The organism is Streptomyces hokutonensis (assembly GCF_000376565.1).
Taxonomy (GTDB): domain Bacteria; phylum Actinomycetota; class Actinomycetes; order Streptomycetales; family Streptomycetaceae; genus Streptomyces; species Streptomyces hokutonensis.
This window is the reverse complement of the sequence record NZ_BARG01000052.1, coordinates 34,433-52,790: the sequence shown is the minus strand read 5'-3', so window position 1 is coordinate 52,790 and position 18,358 is coordinate 34,433. Positions and strand designations below refer to the sequence as shown.

Here is an 18,358-nt window from a genome sequence, read left to right as displayed (position 1 = left end):
CCCGCATGGACATCGTGCTCGTCCACGGCGCCGGCGGACGGCCGACGACCTGGTCGGCCGTCCAGCCCCTGCTGGCCGCCCGCGGCCACCGGCTGTTCGTCGTCACCAACCCCATGACCTCCCTGGAGGACGACATCGCCAACACGGCGGCCGTCCTGGCGGAGACGAGCGGCCCGGTGCTGCTCGCCGGGCACTCCTACGGCGGCGCGGTCATCAGCAATGTCGGGCGCGATCCGAGGGTCAAAGGGCTTGTCTACATAGCCGCGTTCGGGCCGGACGAGGGCGAGACGGTCAACGAGATCGTCGAACGGTACGAGGAGGCCGAGATCTCCAAGTACATGCGACGCGGCCCCAACGGCGAGTGGAAGTCCGAGACGAGCGAGGAGTTCTGGGCGGAGATCGGTTCCGACCTCTCCCCCGAGCAGCGGGCCGTGGTGGAGGCGGAGGGCCGCAAGGCCGAGAACCTCATCTTCACCCAGCCGACCGGCACACCGGCCTGGCGGACCCTGCCCAGTTGGTACCTGGTCGCCGACGACGACCGCACCCTGCGTCCCGAGATCCAGAACGACATGGCGGCCCGGATGAAGGCGACCGTCGAGCACGTACCGGGCAGCCACTACACGACCCTGGTGTGGCCGGAGCGCGTCGCCGACCTGATCCACACGGCGGCCGTGGCCGTGGGCGAGGGTTCATGACGTCCGCGCCCGTGCTCGAAGTCCGGGACCTGCGCGTCCAGTTCGACGTGCCGGCGGGTCGGCTGCCCGCCGTGGACGGCGTCGACCTGACTCTCCGCCAGGGCGAAGTCCTGGCGCTGGTGGGCGAGTCAGGGTCGGGGAAGTCAGCTTTGTCGATGAGCCTGGTCGGCCTGAACCGCGGTCCGCGCACCCACATCACCGGCGAGGCGGTCTTCAAGGGCCGAGACCTCGTCGCCGCGTCGGAGCGGGAGTTGCGCGGGGTGCGCGGCAAGGACATCGCCGTCGTCTTCCAGGACGCACTGGCCGCGCTCAACCCGCTGCACCGCGCGGGCGCTCAGGTCTCCGAGATGATCCGCGCCCACCGTGAGGTGACGCGGGGTCAAGCAACCTCCCGGGCCGTGGAGTTGCTCGGCGAGGTCGGCATCGCGGGCCCGGACCGCACGGCACGCGCCTACCCGCACCAGCTCTCCGGGGGCATGCGCCAACGCGTGATGATCGCCATGGGTCTGGCGAACGACCCAGCCGTACTCATCGCCGACGAGCCCACCACGGCCCTCGACGTCACGATCCAGGCCCAGGTGCTGGCCGTACTCAAACGCGTCCAGCGCGACCACGGCACCTCCGTCCTGCTGATCACCCATGACCTGGGCGTCGTGGCCGAGGTCGCGGATCGGGTGGCGGTGATGTACGCGGGCCGGATCGTGGAGCAGGGGCTGCGCGAGGAAGTGCTGTTCCACCCCCAACACCCTTACACGATGGGGTTGTTGGGATCCGTCCCGCCGATCGACGGTCCTGTCGTACGACGACTGCCGACCATCGCGGGCAGCCCGCTCACCGGCGTGGACCGACCGTCCGGCTGCGCGTTCGCGCCGCGCTGCCCCTTCGTCCACGACGCGTGTGCCGAGCGGCCGGTGCTGCGGCAGCGGCACGGCGACGCCGGGCATCTCGACGCCTGTGTGCTGCCCTCCCCCGCCCGTGTCACGGCCCGTTCCCAGGGAGGCCTCGCATGACCGCCGCGCTGATCCAGGCCCGCGAGCTGCGGGTCGAGTACCCGGGACGGTCGGGCGGCCGGGTCAGGGCGCTGCGGGACGTCGACCTCGACATCCTCCAGGGCGAGACCCTCGGTCTGGTCGGCGAGTCGGGGTGCGGCAAGTCCACGCTCGGCCGCGCCCTGTTGCGGGTGATCGAACCCGCCTCGGGCCGTATCGAGTTCGACGGCACCGACCTCACCCGGCTGCGCGGGCGCCAACTGCGGCGTACCCGCGCCGAGTTGCAGATGGTCTTCCAGGACCCGTTCGGTTCACTGAATCCGCGCCGCCGCATCGCGGACATCGTCGCCGAACCCTTGTTGCGGGCACGCGGCGCCACCCGCGCGGAGGCCACGAAGACGGTGGCCGAGCTGCTCGACCTGGTCGGTCTGGGCGCGGAGGCCGGCGGGCGCAGGCCGCACGAGTTCTCCGGCGGACAGCGCCAACGCATCGGCATCGCACGGGCGCTGGCCTCGTCACCGCAGTTCGTGGTGGCCGACGAGGCGGTGTCGGCGCTGGACGTGTCGATCCAGGCACAGGTGCTGAACCTGCTGTCCGATCTGGTCCGCGACCGGGGCCTGACAATGCTGTTCATCTCGCACGACCTGGGCGTCGTACGGCACATCGCCGACCGGATCGCGGTCATGTACCTCGGCCAGATCATCGAGATCGCCTCCCGCGACGCGTTCTTCGCCGCCCCGGCGCACCCCTACAGCCGCGCGCTGCTGTCCTCGGTGCCGGTGCTGCGCCCCGGGGAGAAACGTGAACAGGAGGTGCTGGAGGGCGAGTTGCCCGATCCGGCGAATCCGCCCGAGGGCTGTCTGTTCCGCACCCGGTGCCCCATCGCCACGGAGCAGTGCCGCACCACGGCCCCCGAGCTGCGCGAGATCGCGCCGGGCCGCAGCGTGCGCTGCCATCTGCCTCTGGTCCCCACTGAGTAGCGAGTAAGGACGAACCGCCTTGATCATCGACGCGTACAACACCACCCAGGACGTCCGCGGCCGTTCCGACTACCTCACCGGCGCCCGCAAGGGCCAGGCCCCGCCGCCGTACAAACCCTTCGAGCCGCGTCGCATTCTCGACCGGATGGACGCGGCCGGGGTGGACATGGCGATGGTGTGCTCGCTCGCGCAGCGCATCGAGAACGACTTCATCGCCTCGCTGGTGGCCACGTATCCGGACCGGTTCTTCGGCTTCGGTCAGGTGATGCCGCAGGCCGACGACGCGCTCGACGAGATCGACCGGATGGCCGACGCGGGTCTGGTGGGGCTGAAGCTGCACCCGAGCCTGCACGGCTACCACGTCGCCGACCACGGCCTCCTCGACCCGGTCTTCGAGGCGTGCGCACGGCGCGGACTGCTGGTGCTGATCAACGCCCTCGACGACGCGTTCTGCGCACCCCTGGCCATCGAGGAGATCGCCCGGGACCACCCCCAAGTCCCCACGATCATCGCCCACATGGGGGCGGTGTGGAATGTGCCGGAGGCGATCATCGTGGCCGAGCGGCAGCCGCATGTGTACCTGGAGACCTCGGCGACGCTGATGAGCGACGTGAAGCGCGCCTACGCGCGGCTCGGGCCGGAGAAGATCCTGATGGGCAGCGAGTGGCCCGGCTCCGACTTCGACCTGGAGCGCATGAAGATCGCCAAGGCGGTCGAGGACGAGAAGGACCGGGCGCTGGTCGAGGGCGGCAACATGGCCCGGCTGCTGGGGCTGACGGTATGAGCGCCGTGAACGTGCGACCGGTGGCCGTACCGCCGTCGATGCACGAGGACGACGTCGAACTCCTCGCCACCGCACAGCACTTGCTCTCCCGGGTGTGGCAGTCGGGCCGGCACGAGGTCGCGACCGCGCTGCGCACGGCGGACGGCCGGGTCCACACCGGGGTCCATGTGGAGGGTTCCTGCCGGCGCAGTTCGATCTGTGCCGAGGGCGTGGCCATGGGTACCGCCCGGGGCGCGCTGCCCGGCGGGGCGGAGTTGAGCATCACGTCGGTGGTGTCGGTGCAGATCAAGCCGGCGGGCTGGTTCCGGATCATCGCCCCGTGCGGGGTGTGCCGCGAGCTGATCAGCGACTACTGCCCGGACGCGACCGTGTGGGTCACCACGGTCGACGGGGACGAGCCCGTCCCGGTGCGCGCCCTGGACCTGCTGCCCGAGAAGAGCCGACGCCGATGGTGAGCGCCATCGGCCCCGAGGAGAGGAGAGCCATGTCGTCCGTCTTCGTCACCGGCCCGTCCGGGCGGACCGTCCCCACCGGGCTCGATGTCCCCGAACTCGCCGCGCAGTTGGGCGGATCCGGGACGCCGGTGCTGTGGGAGGAGCTGACCTGGCCGGAGGCCGAGTCCACGGCCGCGGTCCAGGACGCCGTCATCATCCCCGTGGGCGCCACCGAGCAACACGGTCCCCATCTTCCCCTCGCCGTGGACACCCGGATCTGCGAGGCGGTCGCCCTCGGCGTCTCCGCCCTGACCGGCGTGCCCGTCGTACCGCCGCTGAGCTTCGGCGTGTCGGCGTCCCACGGCGACTTCGCGGGGACGGTGGCACTGCGGCCGGAGACCATGATCGCCGTCGTCGAGGACGTGATCGACTCGCTGTACGCCTCTGGAGTACGGCAGTTCGTACTGCTCAACGGGCACATCTGGAACAACGGCGCGCTGGACGTGTCGGCCGAGAAGCTGAGGGTCCGTCACCGGGACGCGCGGGTAAGGGCGTTGGGCTACGTGACGATGTACCCGGGGCCCGAGGTGGACGGACACGTCACCTACGGGCGGGCGTTGATGCACGCCAACTTCTTCGAGACGTCAGTGATGCTGCATCTCGCACCCGAGTTGGTGCGGATGGAGCGGGCCACCTCCCATGTCGACGTCGACTCGTTCTGGGACTACCGCATGGACCAGGTCAGCGAGACCGGGGTCTGGGGCCGGGACGTGGCCGACGCGAACCCCAAGCACGGCGAGGCGGAGTTCGACCGCTGCGTCCTGACCACAGCGCGGGCGGTGTCCACGGCGGTCCGCGAACCGTGGCCCGATCCCACTCACCGTCCCGGACGCCAGGCGTGAAGGAGAACATCGTGGACCCCAGCATCGTGATTCCCCGACTGCCGGACTGCGAGCCCATGCTCATCGGCGGCGAGTGGACCACCGGCACCGCGACGGAGCGGATATCGGTGCTCGATCCAGCCACGCGGGAGCAGCTCACCACGGTCGCCCAGGCGGGCCCGGCCGAGGTGTCCGCGGCGGTCGAGGCCGCCAACACCGCGCACCGGGACCGCCGTTGGCGCGGGCTGCCGCCCCGGCAACGCCGCGATGTGCTGTTGCGTCTCGCCGATCTGGTGGAGCGCGACGCCGACCAACTGGCGGTGCTGGACACCCTGGACAACGGCAAGGCGATCGAACGCGCCCGGGGCGATGTGGAGTTGGGGCTCCAGGCCATCCGCCACTTCGCGGGCACGCCGACCCGGCTGGAGGGCACCGTGCACGCGGCCGGTCCTGACCGGCATGTGTACAGCGTCCGTGAACCGGTGGGCGTGGTGGCCGCCGTACTGCCGTGGAACTTCCCCTTCATGATCGCCGCGTGGAAGCTCGCCCCGGCCCTGGCCGCCGGTTGCACGGTCGTCGTCAAGCCGGCCGAGCAGACCCCGCTCACCGCACTGCGGCTGGCGGCGCTCTGCCTGGAGGCGGGCGTGCCCGAGGGCGTCGTCAACGTCCTTACCGGTGACGGCCGTACGGGTGCGGAACTGGTCGCGCATCCCGGCGTGGCCAAGGTGTCCTTCACCGGGTCGACGGAGGTCGGACGGCACATCATGGCCGCGGCGGCACCGTCGTTGAAGCGGCTCACGCTCGAACTGGGCGGCAAGTCCCCCAACATCGTCTTCGCCGACGCGGATCTCGACGCGGCCGTACCGAACGCCGTGCGCGCGGTGTTCGGGCACTCCGGGCAGATGTGCACGGCGGGGAGCCGATTGCTGGTGGAGCGGACGGTCGTCAAGGAGATCCTGGACCGGCTGGTGCCGACCGTAGAAGCGCTACGGATCGGGCCGGGGCTGACAGGCGGCATCAACATCGGTCCGCTGGTCTCGCAGGAGCAGTACGACCGCGTCACCGGTTACGTCGAACTGGGCCGCGCGGAGGGCGCCGAGGTGGCCGTGGGCGGTGAACCGCTGCCGGGGCCGGGCTGGTTCGTACCTCCGACGGTGTTCACCGAAGTGACCCCCGACATGCGCATCGCCCGGGAGGAGATCTTCGGCCCGGTCGCCACCATCCTGCCCTTCGACACCGAGGAGGAGGCGATCGCGCTGGCCAACGACAGCGAGTACGGGCTCGCCGCCGGCGTGTGGACCGGCAGTCTGGCCCGTGCCCATCGCACCGCCGCCGCGCTGGAGGCGGGGACCGTGTGGGTCAACACGTACAACGAGTTCGACCCCGCCGTGGCCTTCGGCGGGATGAAACAGTCCGGCCTCGGCAGGGACCTCGGCGACGCCGCCGTCGACGGGTTCACCGAGCTCAAGAGCGTGACGATCGCCCTGTGAGCGCGTCCGTGACGGCCGGTACGGCCGCTTCGCCCCCGAGTCCCCCGCCCCCGCGCACTCTGAACGTCGCGGCCGAACGCGCCCGCACACCGGGCTCGTTCACCGGTCACCACTTCAACTCGGCCGGTGCGGCCCTGCTCGCCAACGGCACCGTCGAGGCAGTCATCGACCACCTCCGCGCGGAGAGCCTGTCCGGCGGCTACGAGGCCGCGAAACACGCGGCTCCCGCCCTGGAGGCCGTCTACGCGCGTACCGCCGAACTCCTCGGCGCCCGGCTGGAGGAGGTCGCCCTCGTCGAGAGCGCGACGGCCGGCTGGCAGCGGGCCGTGTCGGCGCTTCGACTGCGCCCCGGCGACCGGGTGTTGGCGGCCCGTTCCAGTTACGTCAGCAGCGCGCTGCACCTGCTGTCGGTCGAGCGTGACCACGGCGTCCAGGTCGAGCTGCTGCCCAACGGCCCTGAGGGCGCTGTGGACGTGGAGGCTCTGGAGGCGGCGCTGCGGGCCGGACCCGCGGCTCTCGTGACGGCCGCCCATGTGCCCACCTCCTCGGGACTGGTCGAACCCGCCGCCGCGATCGGCGCGTTGGCCGGTGCCCACGGCGTGCCCTTCCTGCTGGACGCGACGCAGTCGCTCGGCCAGTTGCCGGTGGACATGGGTGCCATCGGCTGCGACCTGCTCATCGGCACCGGCCGCAAGTTCCTGCGCGGCCCGCGCGGCACCGGGCTGCTCGCCGTCCGGCGCCCGCTCCTGGACCGGCTCGCCCCGGAGGCTCCTGATGTCCGAGGCGCCGTATGGACCGCCGAACGCAGCTGGGAGCTGGTGCCGGACGCCAAGCGCTTCGAACTCTGGGAAGCCGCACACGCCCTGCGCCTCGGCCTCGGCGCCGCGCTGGCCGACCTCGGCGCACTGGGCGTCGACACCGTCTCCCACCACCTGACAGCCCTCGCCGCCTCGCTGCGGGAACGCCTCTCCGCACTGCCGGGCGTCCACGTCACCGACCCGCCGGCCGCGGGCGGCGCGATCGTCACCTTTGTGGTCGACGGACTGGACGCCTCGGACGTGCAGCGCCAACTCGCCTACCGCCGCGTGCATTTGATCGCCGTACCGGCGGGACACGGCCGCTGGGACATGGACCACCGGGGCCTGACCAAGGTGGTCCGGGCGTCCGTCCACGTCTACAACGACGCCGACGATCTGGACGCGCTGGTGGAGGCGGTTAGGGAGATCGTGTGCCTGCAGGGGCGCGGTACGGGGTCCCGTGCGGGGCGGCAGGAGCGGGGGGTGGGAGACGCGCGGCGGGGCAACGCGGAGGCGGAGGCAGGGGACGCACCACGGGGTGTCGCGGAGCCGGAGACAGGAGAGGCACGGCGGGGAATCGCGGGACCGGAGGCCGATGCCGCGCTGCCCGGCCCGCCGGCCTCGACACCTCGGGCCACACCCCCGGGGCCGGGCCCGAGGGGTCCGGCAGCGAACGTCGACGCGTCAGTGCCCACACCATCGCCGCACCGAGCGCCGGGCAACGGCCCGACGACGGTTGCGCCCGCAGCCGCACGGGCCACGGGCCACAGCGCCGGCACCGGCGCCGCACCACCCACCACATCCCCCGTCACACCCGCACTCACGAATTCGCCGGACCGGGTACCGGGCAGCAGCAGCGCAGCGCCCGTACCCTCGCCTGCGCCCCCGGCCGCACCCACCCACCACCACACCCACGACGCGATCGTCGTCGGCCTCGGCGTCCACGGCAGTGCCGCCCTACGCCACCTGGCCGCACGCGGACTCGACGTGCTCGGGCTCGAACAGTACGGCCTGGGGCACGACTTGGGCTCCTCGCACGGGGAGACCCGGATGATCCGCCGCGCCTACCCGCACCCCGACTGGGATGCCCTGGTCGACACCGCCTACCAGGCGTGGACGGAGCTGGAGGGCGTCTCGAAGGCGCAACTGCTCGACATCACCGGCGGGTTGTACGCGGCGCCCCAGGACCGCCCCGATCCGCTGCGCGGCCCGGGCTGCCGACAGGTCGACGACGAGGAGGCGGCACGGATCTATCCAGGACTGCGGCTGCCGGCCGGATTCTCGGCGGTGCACGACCCACGCGCCGGAATCATCGACGCGCAGGAGACGCTCCGCGCCCAACTGACCCTGGCCGAACGGTCCGGAGCGCACATCCACGACCACGCCCGCGTTCTCGGCTGGGAACCAGACGGCGACAATGTGGTGGTCCGCACCGGCAAGGCCGTCCTGCGCACCCGCCGCCTGGTGCTGTGCACCGGCCCCTGGACCGCAGCCCAAGTCCCGTCCCTGGCACCGCACCTGACGGTCACTCGGATCGTGAACGCCTACTTCGCCGCCGACCCGACGGGCCCGCTCGGCCCCTCCGGACTGGGCAGTTTCTCCGTGGATCTGCCGCAGGGCCTGCTGTACGGGTTCCCGGCGACCGACGGCCGCGGACTCAAGGCCGGGCTGGACAGCGGCCCGACCTGGGATCCGCAGGCCCCTCGCCCCCTGGCGACCGCCGAGGAACTCGCCCTGCTCAGCGAGGCGGTGGCACAGGTGCTGCCCGGTGCCGGGCCGGTGACGGAGAGCCTGACGTGCCTCTACACCATGACCGCCGACCGCCGCTTCGTCGTCGGCGAACTCCCGGGCGTACCACAGGTGTTGCTGGGCTCGGCCTGTTCGGGGCACGGGTTCAAGTTCGGGCCGGCGATCGGCGAGGCGCTGGCCGACCTCGTGTGCGGGATCGCCCGCCCGGACCTGGACTTCCTGTCCCCGGCCCGGTTCTTCCCCGGCGGAACCTCGTGAGGCCGCGCCACCGGGCCCGCTCAGCCGTGGAACACCGTCTGGGACCGGCGCTCGTACCAGGCCGTCAGATGCTCGCCGGAACTGATGACGTGCTCGCGCATCAACGCGTCGGCGCGGTCGGCGTCATGCGCGGCCAACGCCTCGATCACGGCGTCGTGTTCACGGATGTTGAGCTGCCGGTGGCGTTCGTCGCCAGCGAGGGCGAGCGAGGAGACGTTGCGCGGGAAGCTCTCGTTGATCCGGTCGATCATGCGGGTCAGCCAGGGGTTGTCGGCAGCTTCGCAGATCACCGTGTGGAAGCAGTCGTTGGCGGCAGTGGTGGTGGGGCTGCCGGCGCTCCGCCCCTCTCCGGCGGCCCTTGCCGCGGCCTCGCGCAGGACGGCGTTGTGCTCGCGCAGCGCGGCGAGCCCGCGTTCCGTGATGCGGGAGGCGGCGCGCCGGGCGGCCATGCCCTCCAGCTCGGCGCGGACCTCGTACGCCTGCCGCACCTCCCAGGGCGCGGGCACCCGGACCACCGCGCCGCGGTTCGGCTGCATCTCGATCAGTCCGCCGTTCTGGAGCTGACGCAGCGCCTCGCGCACCGGTGTGCGGCTGACCCCGAACTCGGTGGCCAGCGCCGCCTGGCGCAGCGGTTTGCCGATCGCCAGCTCGCCGTTCATGATCCGCGCGCGGATACGGGCCGCGATGTCGTCGACGAGGGGCTCGTCGTCAGTCTGGGGGGTCATGGGAGTCGGTCAAACCCTTCTCGGGGGCGGTCGGTGGGTGCGCGGTGGTGGAGCAGTTTCCCACGCGGCCCGGGGCGTCCACAGCCACACATTTTTGGATCCACTTCCATGATATCCGCATCCAATAGGAGGGCCGCATGAATCTGGACTTCGCCAAGGCGATCGACGTGTCCGTTCCCATCCATCCCGGCATGCTGCACTGGGGCCGCCGCCCCGAGGTGGAGATCGTCGAGTCCCGTACCGCAGGCGATCCCTCCAACGTGAGCCGCTGGCGCATCGGCGCCCACACCGGCACCCACATCGACGCTCCGGCCCACTTCATCGACGGCGGAAAGACGGTCGACCGGCTCGACCTGTCCGCCCTCAACGGAACAGCGCGGGTGCTGGACCTGACCCACGTCACGGCACAGATCACCGCCGCCGACCTCGACGCGGCCGGCCTCGGCACCGAGGAACGGGTGCTGCTGCGCACCAGCAATTCCGAGGGTGTCCTGCGCAGTCCGTGGAAGGCCCGGCAGTGGGTCGGACTGGCCCCCGACGGAGCGGAACGCCTCATCGAGGCCGGCGTACGCACCGCGGGCATCGACTATCTGAGCATCGAGGCGGTCGCCTACACCACCCACTGGGAGACCCACCAACTCCTGTGCGCTGCTGAGGTGTTGATCCTGGAAGTGGTGGATCTGCTGCACACCCCGGCAGGGGTCTACGACATGATCTCCCTCCCCCTGCCCTTGCAGGGCGCCGAGGCCGCTCCCTCCCGAACCGTGCTGTTCCCGAGGGACGAAGCGTGACAAGCGAGCTGATCCTCGCCGCGCCGCACCCGGCGGCACTGACGGCAGCCCGGCGTGCGGCCGAGCGGGGCGGCAACGCCGTGGACGCGGCGCTGGCGGCAGCCGCCGCGCTCACCGTCGTCTACCCCCACCAGTGTTCCCTGGGCGGCGACTTGATCGCCCTCGTCCACGCCCCCGGCGGCTCGGTGCGCGCGCTGATCTCGGCGGGGGCCGCCGCACAGGCCGTAGACGTCGACGCGTTGCGCGCGGCCGACGAGCGGATGCCCGCGCAGGGCCCGCACACGGTGACGGTGCCCGGCGTGGTGGCGGGCTGGGCCGCGCTCGCCGAGGCCCACGGCACGCCCGGTGCGCTGTCCGCCGCGCTGCGGGACGCCGCCGAACTGGCCGAGGACGGGGCCACCGTCTCGGCGGGTCTGGCGCGGGCCATCCGTGAGCGGGCCGCGCAGATCGCGGTCGACCCTGGGCTCACCGCACTGCTGACCGGCCCCGAGGGCGCGCCGCTCGACGAGGGCGACCCGCTCCCTCAGCCCCGGCTGGCCGCCGTACTGCGCACGCTCGCCGACGACCCATCGTCCTTCTACCGGGGCTCGGTCGCCGAGGCACTGGTCAACGGGCTGCGCCGGGCGGGGAGTTCACTCACCGCAGACGATCTCGCGGCCCATCAGGCGGCAGACGTAGAGCCGTTGACGCTGGACGTGTCCGGCACGCGGTGGTGGACCGCGCCGCCGCCGAGTCAGGGGGCGAGCCTGCTGGCCGTACTGGAGACTGCGGCTTCCGTGGCGAAGCTGCCCGAACCGGAGCGCACCGGTGTGCTGGCCGCCCGCTGCCAAGACGCCTCCGCCGCACGGGACTTGCTGCTGGGTGATCCGCTCGGCGCCTCGCCCGTCGACCTCGACGGACTGCTGCGCCCGGTTCCGCTCGCCGGTGCGCGACCGCCCGAGCCGGCCTTCCGGCCCGCCGGTGACACCGTCGCGATCACCGCCGTAGACGCGTCCGGACTCGCCGTATCGCTGATCCAGAGCGTGTACCAGACCTTCGGTTCCGGCATCTGCGACCCGGAGACGGGCATCGTGCTGCACAACCGCGGCTCGGCGTTCAGCCTGCTCCCCGGCCATCCAGGTCTCATCGGCCCCGGGCTGCGTCCCCCGCACACCCTCTGCCCGGTGCTCGGCCGGTCCGCCGAGCTGCTGCTCGCGGCGGGATGTCAGGGTGGCCGGGCGCAGCCGCAGATCCTCGCCCAGACCGTGCCCGATCTGATGGACCCGGCCGCCGATCCGGCCGCCGTACTGGACCGCCCGCGCTGGGTGATCGGCGCCCGCGACATCGGTCACGAGACGCAGACCCTGCTGGCCGAACCCGGGTCGGTCCCGGCAGGCGCCTTCCCGTCGGTGGTTCCGGTCGTCGTCGCGCCGGGCCGTACCGATCTGGCCGGTCACACCCAGGCCGTACGGCTGTCCGCGGGCGGTCGGCTGGACGGCGCCTCCGATCCGCGCGCCGACGGCGGCACCACCTTGGAAGGAAGTTCCCTGTGAGTACTCTCGCCCCCGAACCCGTACCGGCCGACGTTCCGCATCCGCTGGACCCGCTCACCGTCACCGAACTCGCCGTAGCCGTAGGAGTGTTGAGGGCCGACACCCGGGTCCCCGACGACGCGCGGTTCTGGGGCGTGGCGCTGGACGAGGACCACGCCCGCCGTGCCGCGCCCGGGGACACCCGGCGGGCCCGCGCGGTGGTGTTCTCGCCCTCCGCCCGACACGCCTTCGAGGTCGACCTCGAACTCGGCGACAAACCGCAGGCCACCGCCTGGCGGGAGTTGGACGTCCGCAGTCCGGGCTGCTCCTCGGAGGAGGCGCGGCAGGCCGCTGCCGCCTGCCGCGCCGACCCGCGTTTCCGGGAGGCGCTCGCGCTGCGCGGTATCCACGACGTGTCGCTGGTGATGGTGGACCCGGAGTCGATCGGTGGTTTCGAGCCGCCCGAGTACGCGGGCCGCCGACTGACCTGGGGCAGCGTCTGGCATCGCACCGACGAGGACGACAACGGTTACGCCCGTCCCGTGCAGGGAGTCGTGCCCGTCATCGACATGGAGACCATGGAGATCCTGCACATCGAGGACCACGGGGTGGTGCCGCTGTCGGAGGAGTCCGGCGTGTTCGCGGCCGGGACAGTGGCCGAGCGGCCGGGGCTGAAGCCGCTGGAGGTCGTCCAGCCGGACGGGCCGAGCTTCACCGTCACCGGGCAGCGGATCGACTGGCAGGGGTGGTCGGTGCGGGTCGGCTTCAGTCATCGCGAGGGGCTGGTGCTGCACGACCTGTCCTTCGCGGCGGCCGGGAAGGGTCCTCGGCAGGTGATCCGGCGCGCGGCCGTCAACGAGATGTACGTGCCCTACTTCGACACCGCGTCCACCCAGTACCGGAAGAACTTCTTCGACTGGGGCGAGTACGGTGCGGGCCCGCTCACCAACTCCCTTGCCCTGGGCTGCGATTGCCTCGGTGTCATCCAGTACTTCGACGCGGCCGTGCTCGGCGGCGACGGAGTGCCCCGGCTGATCCCCAACGCCGTGTGTGTGCACGAGGAGGACGACGGCATCCTCTGGAAGCACCACGACGGCCGCACCGGTCGTACCGAGGTGCGCCGTTCGCGCCGGCTGATCATCTCGGCGTTCGCGACCGTCGCCAACTACGACTACGGCTTCTACTGGTCGCTGTACCAGGACGGTTCGGTGATGCTGGAGATCAAGATGACCGGCATCCTCTCCGCCACCGGTGTCGAGGAGGACGAGGCGACACCGTACGCGCGCCGGGTCGCGCCGAACGTCGCGGTCACCAACCACCAGCACTTCTTCAGCGTCCGCCTCGACATGGCGGTGGACGGCGACCCCAACCGGCTGGTCGAGGTCACCGCCGAGCACGAGCCCGACCCGGTCCTCGACCCTTACGGCAACGCGGCGCGGACCGTGCTGCGGCCGATCCTCAGCGAGTCGGAGGGCGCCCGGCGCACCGACCCCTCCCGCGCGCTGCACTGGCGGGTGGAGAGCACCGAGTCCCGCAACCGGATGGGGGAACCGACCGCGTACCGCGTGCACTTGGAGAACACGGCGGTCCTGCCGGTGCGCGAGGACAGTGTCTGCGCGCGCCGAGCGCCGTTCGTGGGGCGGCAGTTGTGGGCTACCGCCTACGACGCGGAGCGGCGGTTCGTCGGCGGCGAGTACCCGAACCAGGCCGAGCCGGGTGCGGACGGGGTCCACAAGTGGCAGGAGGAGAACCGGTCGTTGGACGGCACCGACCTGGTGCTGTGGGCCACGGTCGGCTCGCACCACTTCCCACGCCCCGAGGAGTGGCCGGTGATGCCGGTGGCGAAGGCACGGCTGCGCCTGGAGCCCGACGGCTTCTTCGACCGCAACCCGGCCCTGGACGTGCCCGCCCCCGTCTCCTGCCACACGCCGAGCCCCTCGGCCCCGGACCACTGCTGCGGCTGACCGCGCCCCTCCCCCTCATCAGAAAGGCGTCCCATGCGCGAGGAAGAGAACACCCGGCTCACCCGGACCGGGCCCGGCACCCCGGCCGGTGAGTGGATGCGCCGCTACTGGCAGCCGATCGCCCTCGGCGAGGAACTCGACGGCGTACGACCGCTGGTGGCGCCCAAGGTGATGGGCCAGGACCTGGTCCTGTTCCGTGACGAGGACGGCGAACTCGGTCTCGTCGACCGCGGCTGCCCGCACCGGGGCGCCGACCTGGCGCTCGGCCGGCTGGAGGACGGCGGGCTGCGCTGCTGCTTCCACGGCTGGCTCTTCGCCCGCGACGGCTCGTGCCTCGACACCCCCGCCGAGCCCGTCGACAGCCCGCTCAAGTCCCGTGTCCGGCTGGGAAGTTACCCGGTCCGCGAGATCAACGGGATCATCTGGGGCTACCTCGGACCCGGCGAACCGCCCGAACTCCCCGCCCTGGACTGCTTCCAGGCACCCGCCGACCACGCCTTCGCCTGGAAGGGGCTGCTGGAGTGCAACTGGCTCCAGGCCCTGGAGGTCGGCATCGACCCCGCCCACGCCTCCTACCTCCACCGCTTCTTCCAGGACGAGGACCCCGCCGACAGCTACGGCAAACAGTTCCGTGCCGCCTCCCAGGGCACCGACCTCCCCATGACGAAGATCCTGCGCGAGTACGGCCGCCCCGACATCGACGCCGTCCGCACCCCTTACGGCATCCGCATCACCGCCCGGCGCACGCTCGACGGAACAGACACGCAGGGCCTGCCGATGGACGGCAGCCGTACCCATGTCCGCATCACCCACCAGGTGTTCCCGCACGCCTTCCACATCCCGCTGGACGCGGAGACGGCGATCACGCAGTGGCATGTGCCGATCGACGACAACTCCAGTTACTGGTATGCCCTGTTCACCAGTGTCGGCGGCCCGGTGGACCAGGCGGAGATGCGCAGGCAGCGGGTCGGCGCGGTCACCCTGCCCGACTACCGGCCGCGCTTCGGCCGCGAGAACGGCTACGGCTACGACCCGGTCGAGCAGCGGACGACGACGTACACCGGGCTCGGCTTCGACATCAACGTGCACGACCAGTGGGCGGTGGAGGGGCAGGGGTCCGTGCAGGACCGTACCCGCGAGCATCTGGGCCGCTCCGACAAGGCCATCGTGATGTACCGCCGGATGCTCGGCGAGGCCATCGGCGCGGTCGAGCGCGGGGAGAACCCGCCGCTGGTGCTGCCGGCCGAGGAGGCGGGGCGGTTGCACGGGCCGGTCGCGCTGGACGGGATCGGTCCGACCGAGGGCTGGCTGGAGCACTGGACTGCCGTCACCGACAAACAGCGCGCCGACAGCAGTTGGGCGCGGCCACTGGGAACGGACGGCTGAGCCGCGTGGGATTCATCGAACGCCACGGCCTGTGGACCCCCGAACAGGCCGCCGCCGCACGGGAGATACTCGGCCGCGCCGGGAGCGGCGGGATGAATGTGGTGCGGCTGGTCTTCGCCGACCAGCACGGACTGCTGCGCGGCAAGACCGTCACCGTGGGCGAACTGCCCAATGTGCTGCGCGACGGCACCGGCATCGCCTCGTCCCTGCTCGCCAAGGACACCTCGGGGCGGACCGTGTTCCCCCTCTTCACCAAGGAGACGCCGCTCGGGCTGCCCGAACTGCGGGGCGCCGCCGACATGGTGATGGTGCCCGACCCGTCGACCTTCCGGATGCTGCCGTGGTCGCCGGGCACGGGCTGGCTGCTGTGCGACCTGCGCTTCACCTCCGGCACCCCGGTCCCGCTGTGCACGCGCGGGCTGCTGCGCTCGGTCCTCGACCAGGCCGACGGGCTGACCTACCGCACCGGCCTGGAGGTGGAGTTCCACCTTTTCCGGCTGGACGATCCGCGCCTGGGCCCCGGCGACCAGGGCCAGCCCGGAGCCGCACCCGAGGTCGGCATGCTGAACCACGGCTACCAGTACCTCAGCGAGCTCCGCTACGACGAACTGGACCCCATCCTCGACGTCCTGCGCGCGAACATCGAGGGCCTGGGGCTGCCGTTGCGCAGCCTGGAGGTCGAATTCGGCCCAAGCCAAGTGGAGTTGACCCTCCAGCCCGCCGACGGCCTGGGCACGGCCGACGCGATGGTCCTGCTGCGCAGCGCCGTCAAGCAGGTCGCCGCCCGCCACGGCCACCACGCCACCTTCATGTGCCGCCCCCATCTGCCGGGCGTGTTCTCCAGCGGCTGGCATCTGCACCAGAGCATGGTGCGGGACGGCGTGGGTGTCTTCGCACCGGAGGACGGCGAACTCACCGCGTCCGGGCCGCCGTTGTCGCCGTACGGGACCGCCTTTCTCGGCGGGCTGCTGCGGCACGCGCGGGCCACGAGCGCGTTCTCGACCCCGACTCTTAATGGCTTCAAGCGTTTTCGCTCGCTGTCGCTGGCGCCGGACCGTGCGGTGTGGGGGCGGGACAATCGCGGGGCGATGGTGCGGGTCCTGGGTGACGGGCCCTCGTCCACCCGGCTGGAGAACCGGATCGGTGAACCGGCCGCCAACCCCTACCTCTACCTCGCCTCCCAACTCGCCGCCGGGCTGGAGGGCGTGGCGGGCGGACTGGAACCGGGACCGGCCGCCGACGAACCGTACGCGGCCCGCGCCGAACCGCTGCCCCGCTCGCTGGGCGAGGCCCTGGACGCGCTGGAGTCCGACCGCATGCTCGCGGACCGGCTCGGCAAGGACTTCGTGGCGTACTACACGAGCATCAAGCGGGCCGAGATAGACCGCTTCAGCCAAGAGGTGACCGACTGGGAACAGCGGGAGTACTTCCGTGTCTTCTGACCTCGACTCCCCCCGCACGACGACCCAACGGCTCCTGGTCCGGCAGGCCCGCTGGGTCGCCCATGACGTGGTGGAACTGCGGCTGACCCGGGCCGCCGGCGGCGCCCTGCCGGCGTGGGAGCCAGGAGCGCATGTGGAGCTGGTCCTGCCTTCGGGGCTGCGGCGGGCCTACTCGCTGTGCGGGGACGTGACGGACGCGGAGGCGTGGACGGTCGCCGTGCATCGCTCGCCCGAGGGACGCGGCGGCTCCCGGGAGATCCATGAAACCGCCCTGGTGGGGCGCGAGTTGGAGGTGCGCGGGCCGGTCAACCGCTTCCCGTTGGTGCCCGCGGAGGGCTATCTGTTGCTGGCCGGCGGCATCGGCGTCACCCCGCTGCTGCCGATGGCCTGCGAACTCACCGCGCGCGGCCTCCCCTGGCGGCTGATCCTCGGCGCTCGGGACCGTTCCCGGCTCGTCTACGCCGAGGAGTTGGTGGCGTTGGGCGGCGACCGGGTGTTGCTCGTACCGCAGGACGAGCTCGGTCTGCCGGACCTGGCCGCCGAACTCGCCGCCACCCCGCCCGCGCACGCCGTCTACGCCTGCGGCCCGCAGCCGATGCTCGACGCGGTGACGGCACTGTGCCGGACACCGGACTCCACGCGGGTGCTTCACCTGGAGCGCTTCACCTCCGCCGACCAACTCGGCACAGCTGGCGGGGAGTTCGAAGTGGTGCTGGGTCGCTCGGGGCTGCGGCTGACCGTGCCGGCCGACCGTTCCGTGCTGGACGTCGTACGGGAGAAGCTCCCGGACATCCCCTACTCCTGCGAGGAGGGCTACTGCGGCAGCTGCGAGACGGCGGTCCTGGCCGGACTACCGGACCACCGCGACACGGTGATCGAGCCGTCCGAACGCTCCACCGCCACCACGATGATGATCTGCGTGAGCCGCTGCGACTCCCCGGTGCTGGAGCTGGATCTCTAAGTGCCGCCTTTCGCAAGGCGGTTGAGGAGAGCGCGGGGTCGGTACGGGATGACCTCGGCCAGTGAGATGGCGGTGCTGGTGCGGTCCACTCCGTCGATGGCGAGGATCGCCTTGGTGACGCGGTGCAGGTCCGTGGTGTCCTGGGCGACGACCTGGGCGAGGAGGTCGGCGTCGCCGGTCGTGTAGTGGACCTCGATGACTTCGGGGATTTCTAGCAGGCCCTCGTGGACGCCCTCGGGTTCGGCCTGGCTCACCGCGAGCGACATGAACGCGACCAGGCCGTAGCCGAGGGCGGCGGGGTCGACGCGGCGACTGAAAGGCTTGAGGGCGCCCTCGGCCGCCATTCTGCGCAGCCGGGCGTGCACGGTGTTGCGGGCGACTCCCAGGGTCTGTGCCAGGGCGAGGATCGTGGCGTCCGGGTCGTCGTCCAGGGCCAGGACGATCCGGGCGTCCAAGGGGTCCATTGGTGTCATGGTGAGCATTCTGACACCCGAATCGCACACCATTGAGCATCTGTCGCA

Annotated in this window: 16 protein-coding genes; 14 read left to right on the top strand and 2 right to left on the bottom strand. The window is 71.7% G+C overall.

Going from position 1 to position 18,358, the window contains the following annotated elements:
• The first annotated feature begins 5 nt into the window (after positions 1-5).
• Genes SSP08S_RS31475 through solA form a run of 8 tightly spaced genes read left to right on the top strand, consistent with a single transcriptional unit; the run spans position 6 to position 9,057 of the window.
• Positions 6-695, top strand: coding sequence for an alpha/beta hydrolase (locus SSP08S_RS31475; protein WP_019071640.1), 690 nt, complete (start codon positions 6-8; stop codon positions 693-695).
• The gene (locus SSP08S_RS31470) at positions 692-1,705 is read left to right on the top strand and encodes an ABC transporter ATP-binding protein (protein ID WP_019071639.1); all 1,014 of its coding nucleotides are present in this window, start codon (positions 692-694) and stop codon (positions 1,703-1,705) included. Before SSP08S_RS31475 ends, SSP08S_RS31470 begins: the two co-directional genes overlap by 4 nt.
• On the top strand, positions 1,702-2,664 hold the full coding sequence (locus SSP08S_RS31465; RefSeq protein WP_019071638.1) for an ABC transporter ATP-binding protein: 963 nt from the start codon (positions 1,702-1,704) through the stop codon (positions 2,662-2,664). Before SSP08S_RS31470 ends, SSP08S_RS31465 begins: the two co-directional genes overlap by 4 nt.
• 19 nt (positions 2,665-2,683) lie before the next feature.
• Positions 2,684-3,448: an amidohydrolase family protein gene (locus tag SSP08S_RS31460; protein WP_019071637.1), complete on the top strand. Its 765-nt coding sequence runs from the start codon at positions 2,684-2,686 to the stop codon at positions 3,446-3,448.
• Positions 3,445-3,903: a cytidine/deoxycytidylate deaminase family protein gene (locus tag SSP08S_RS31455; RefSeq protein WP_026178993.1), complete on the top strand. Its 459-nt coding sequence runs from the start codon at positions 3,445-3,447 to the stop codon at positions 3,901-3,903. The genes SSP08S_RS31460 and SSP08S_RS31455 overlap by 4 nt, the downstream gene beginning before the upstream one ends.
• 29 nt (positions 3,904-3,932) lie before the next feature.
• Positions 3,933-4,784, top strand: a complete 852-nt coding sequence (locus tag SSP08S_RS56245; protein ID WP_019071635.1) for a creatininase family protein — start codon at positions 3,933-3,935, stop codon at positions 4,782-4,784.
• Between the two features lie 11 nt (positions 4,785-4,795).
• A complete protein-coding gene (locus tag SSP08S_RS31445) occupies positions 4,796-6,253 on the top strand; it encodes an aldehyde dehydrogenase family protein (protein ID WP_245607991.1) in 1,458 nt (485 codons plus the stop codon).
• The gene (solA, locus tag SSP08S_RS63670) at positions 6,250-9,057 is read left to right on the top strand and encodes an N-methyl-L-tryptophan oxidase (protein ID WP_019071633.1); all 2,808 of its coding nucleotides are present in this window, start codon (positions 6,250-6,252) and stop codon (positions 9,055-9,057) included. The genes SSP08S_RS31445 and solA overlap by 4 nt, the downstream gene beginning before the upstream one ends.
• Positions 9,058-9,077: 20 nt before the next feature.
• Here solA and SSP08S_RS31435 read toward each other — a convergent pair whose 3' ends face one another.
• The gene (locus SSP08S_RS31435; protein WP_019071632.1) at positions 9,078-9,782 is read right to left on the bottom strand and encodes a GntR family transcriptional regulator; all 705 of its coding nucleotides are present in this window, start codon (positions 9,780-9,782) and stop codon (positions 9,078-9,080) included.
• A 137-nt stretch (positions 9,783-9,919) separates the two neighbouring features.
• Between SSP08S_RS31435 and SSP08S_RS31430 the strand changes: the two genes are divergently transcribed.
• From SSP08S_RS31430 to SSP08S_RS31405, 6 genes are read left to right on the top strand one after another with little or no spacing between them, the layout of a single operon-like run.
• Positions 9,920-10,573: a cyclase family protein gene (locus SSP08S_RS31430; protein WP_019071631.1), complete on the top strand. Its 654-nt coding sequence runs from the start codon at positions 9,920-9,922 to the stop codon at positions 10,571-10,573.
• Positions 10,570-12,105 (top strand): gamma-glutamyltransferase, encoded by a 1,536-nt coding sequence (locus tag SSP08S_RS31425; RefSeq protein WP_019071630.1) that lies wholly within the window; start codon positions 10,570-10,572, stop codon positions 12,103-12,105. The genes SSP08S_RS31430 and SSP08S_RS31425 overlap by 4 nt, the downstream gene beginning before the upstream one ends.
• Positions 12,102-14,048, top strand: a complete 1,947-nt coding sequence (locus SSP08S_RS31420; protein ID WP_019071629.1) for a primary-amine oxidase — start codon at positions 12,102-12,104, stop codon at positions 14,046-14,048. Before SSP08S_RS31425 ends, SSP08S_RS31420 begins: the two co-directional genes overlap by 4 nt.
• A gap of 33 nt (positions 14,049-14,081) precedes the next feature.
• The gene (locus tag SSP08S_RS31415; protein WP_019071628.1) at positions 14,082-15,434 is read left to right on the top strand and encodes an aromatic ring-hydroxylating dioxygenase subunit alpha; all 1,353 of its coding nucleotides are present in this window, start codon (positions 14,082-14,084) and stop codon (positions 15,432-15,434) included.
• Positions 15,435-15,439: 5 nt separating this feature from the next.
• Positions 15,440-16,876 carry a glutamine synthetase family protein gene (locus SSP08S_RS31410; RefSeq protein ID WP_019071627.1) on the top strand — a complete coding sequence of 479 codons (1,437 nt, stop codon included), beginning with the start codon at positions 15,440-15,442 and terminating at the stop codon, positions 16,874-16,876.
• Positions 16,866-17,837, top strand: a complete 972-nt coding sequence (locus tag SSP08S_RS31405; RefSeq protein ID WP_019071626.1) for a PDR/VanB family oxidoreductase — start codon at positions 16,866-16,868, stop codon at positions 17,835-17,837. The genes SSP08S_RS31410 and SSP08S_RS31405 overlap by 11 nt, the downstream gene beginning before the upstream one ends.
• On the opposite strand, the gene SSP08S_RS31400 is transcribed toward SSP08S_RS31405, so the two are convergent.
• Positions 17,834-18,319, bottom strand: a complete 486-nt coding sequence (locus SSP08S_RS31400) for an Lrp/AsnC family transcriptional regulator (RefSeq protein ID WP_026178990.1) — start codon at positions 18,317-18,319, stop codon at positions 17,834-17,836. The two genes, SSP08S_RS31405 and SSP08S_RS31400, sit on opposite strands and share 4 nt — an antisense overlap.
• Between the last annotated feature and the right edge of the window lie 39 nt (positions 18,320-18,358).

Excerpts from the sequence above, each read along its gene's own strand:
- SSP08S_RS31470 (WP_019071639.1), top strand. The coding sequence starts at position 692 with ATGACGTCCGCGCCCGTGCTCGAAGTCCGGGACCTGCGCGTCCAGTTC.
- SSP08S_RS31430 (WP_019071631.1), top strand. The coding sequence starts at position 9,920 with ATGAATCTGGACTTCGCCAAGGCGATCGACGTGTCCGTTCCCATCCAT.
- SSP08S_RS31455 (WP_026178993.1), top strand. The coding sequence starts at position 3,445 with ATGAGCGCCGTGAACGTGCGACCGGTGGCCGTACCGCCGTCGATGCAC.
- SSP08S_RS31475 (WP_019071640.1), top strand. The coding sequence starts at position 6 with ATGGACATCGTGCTCGTCCACGGCGCCGGCGGACGGCCGACGACCTGG.
- SSP08S_RS56245 (WP_019071635.1), top strand. The coding sequence starts at position 3,933 with ATGTCGTCCGTCTTCGTCACCGGCCCGTCCGGGCGGACCGTCCCCACC.
- SSP08S_RS31415 (WP_019071628.1), top strand. The coding sequence starts at position 14,082 with ATGCGCGAGGAAGAGAACACCCGGCTCACCCGGACCGGGCCCGGCACC.
- SSP08S_RS31400 (WP_026178990.1), bottom strand. The coding sequence starts at position 18,319 with ATGCTCACCATGACACCAATGGACCCCTTGGACGCCCGGATCGTCCTG.
- SSP08S_RS31465 (WP_019071638.1), top strand. The coding sequence starts at position 1,702 with ATGACCGCCGCGCTGATCCAGGCCCGCGAGCTGCGGGTCGAGTACCCG.
- SSP08S_RS31435 (WP_019071632.1), bottom strand. The coding sequence starts at position 9,782 with ATGACCCCCCAGACTGACGACGAGCCCCTCGTCGACGACATCGCGGCC.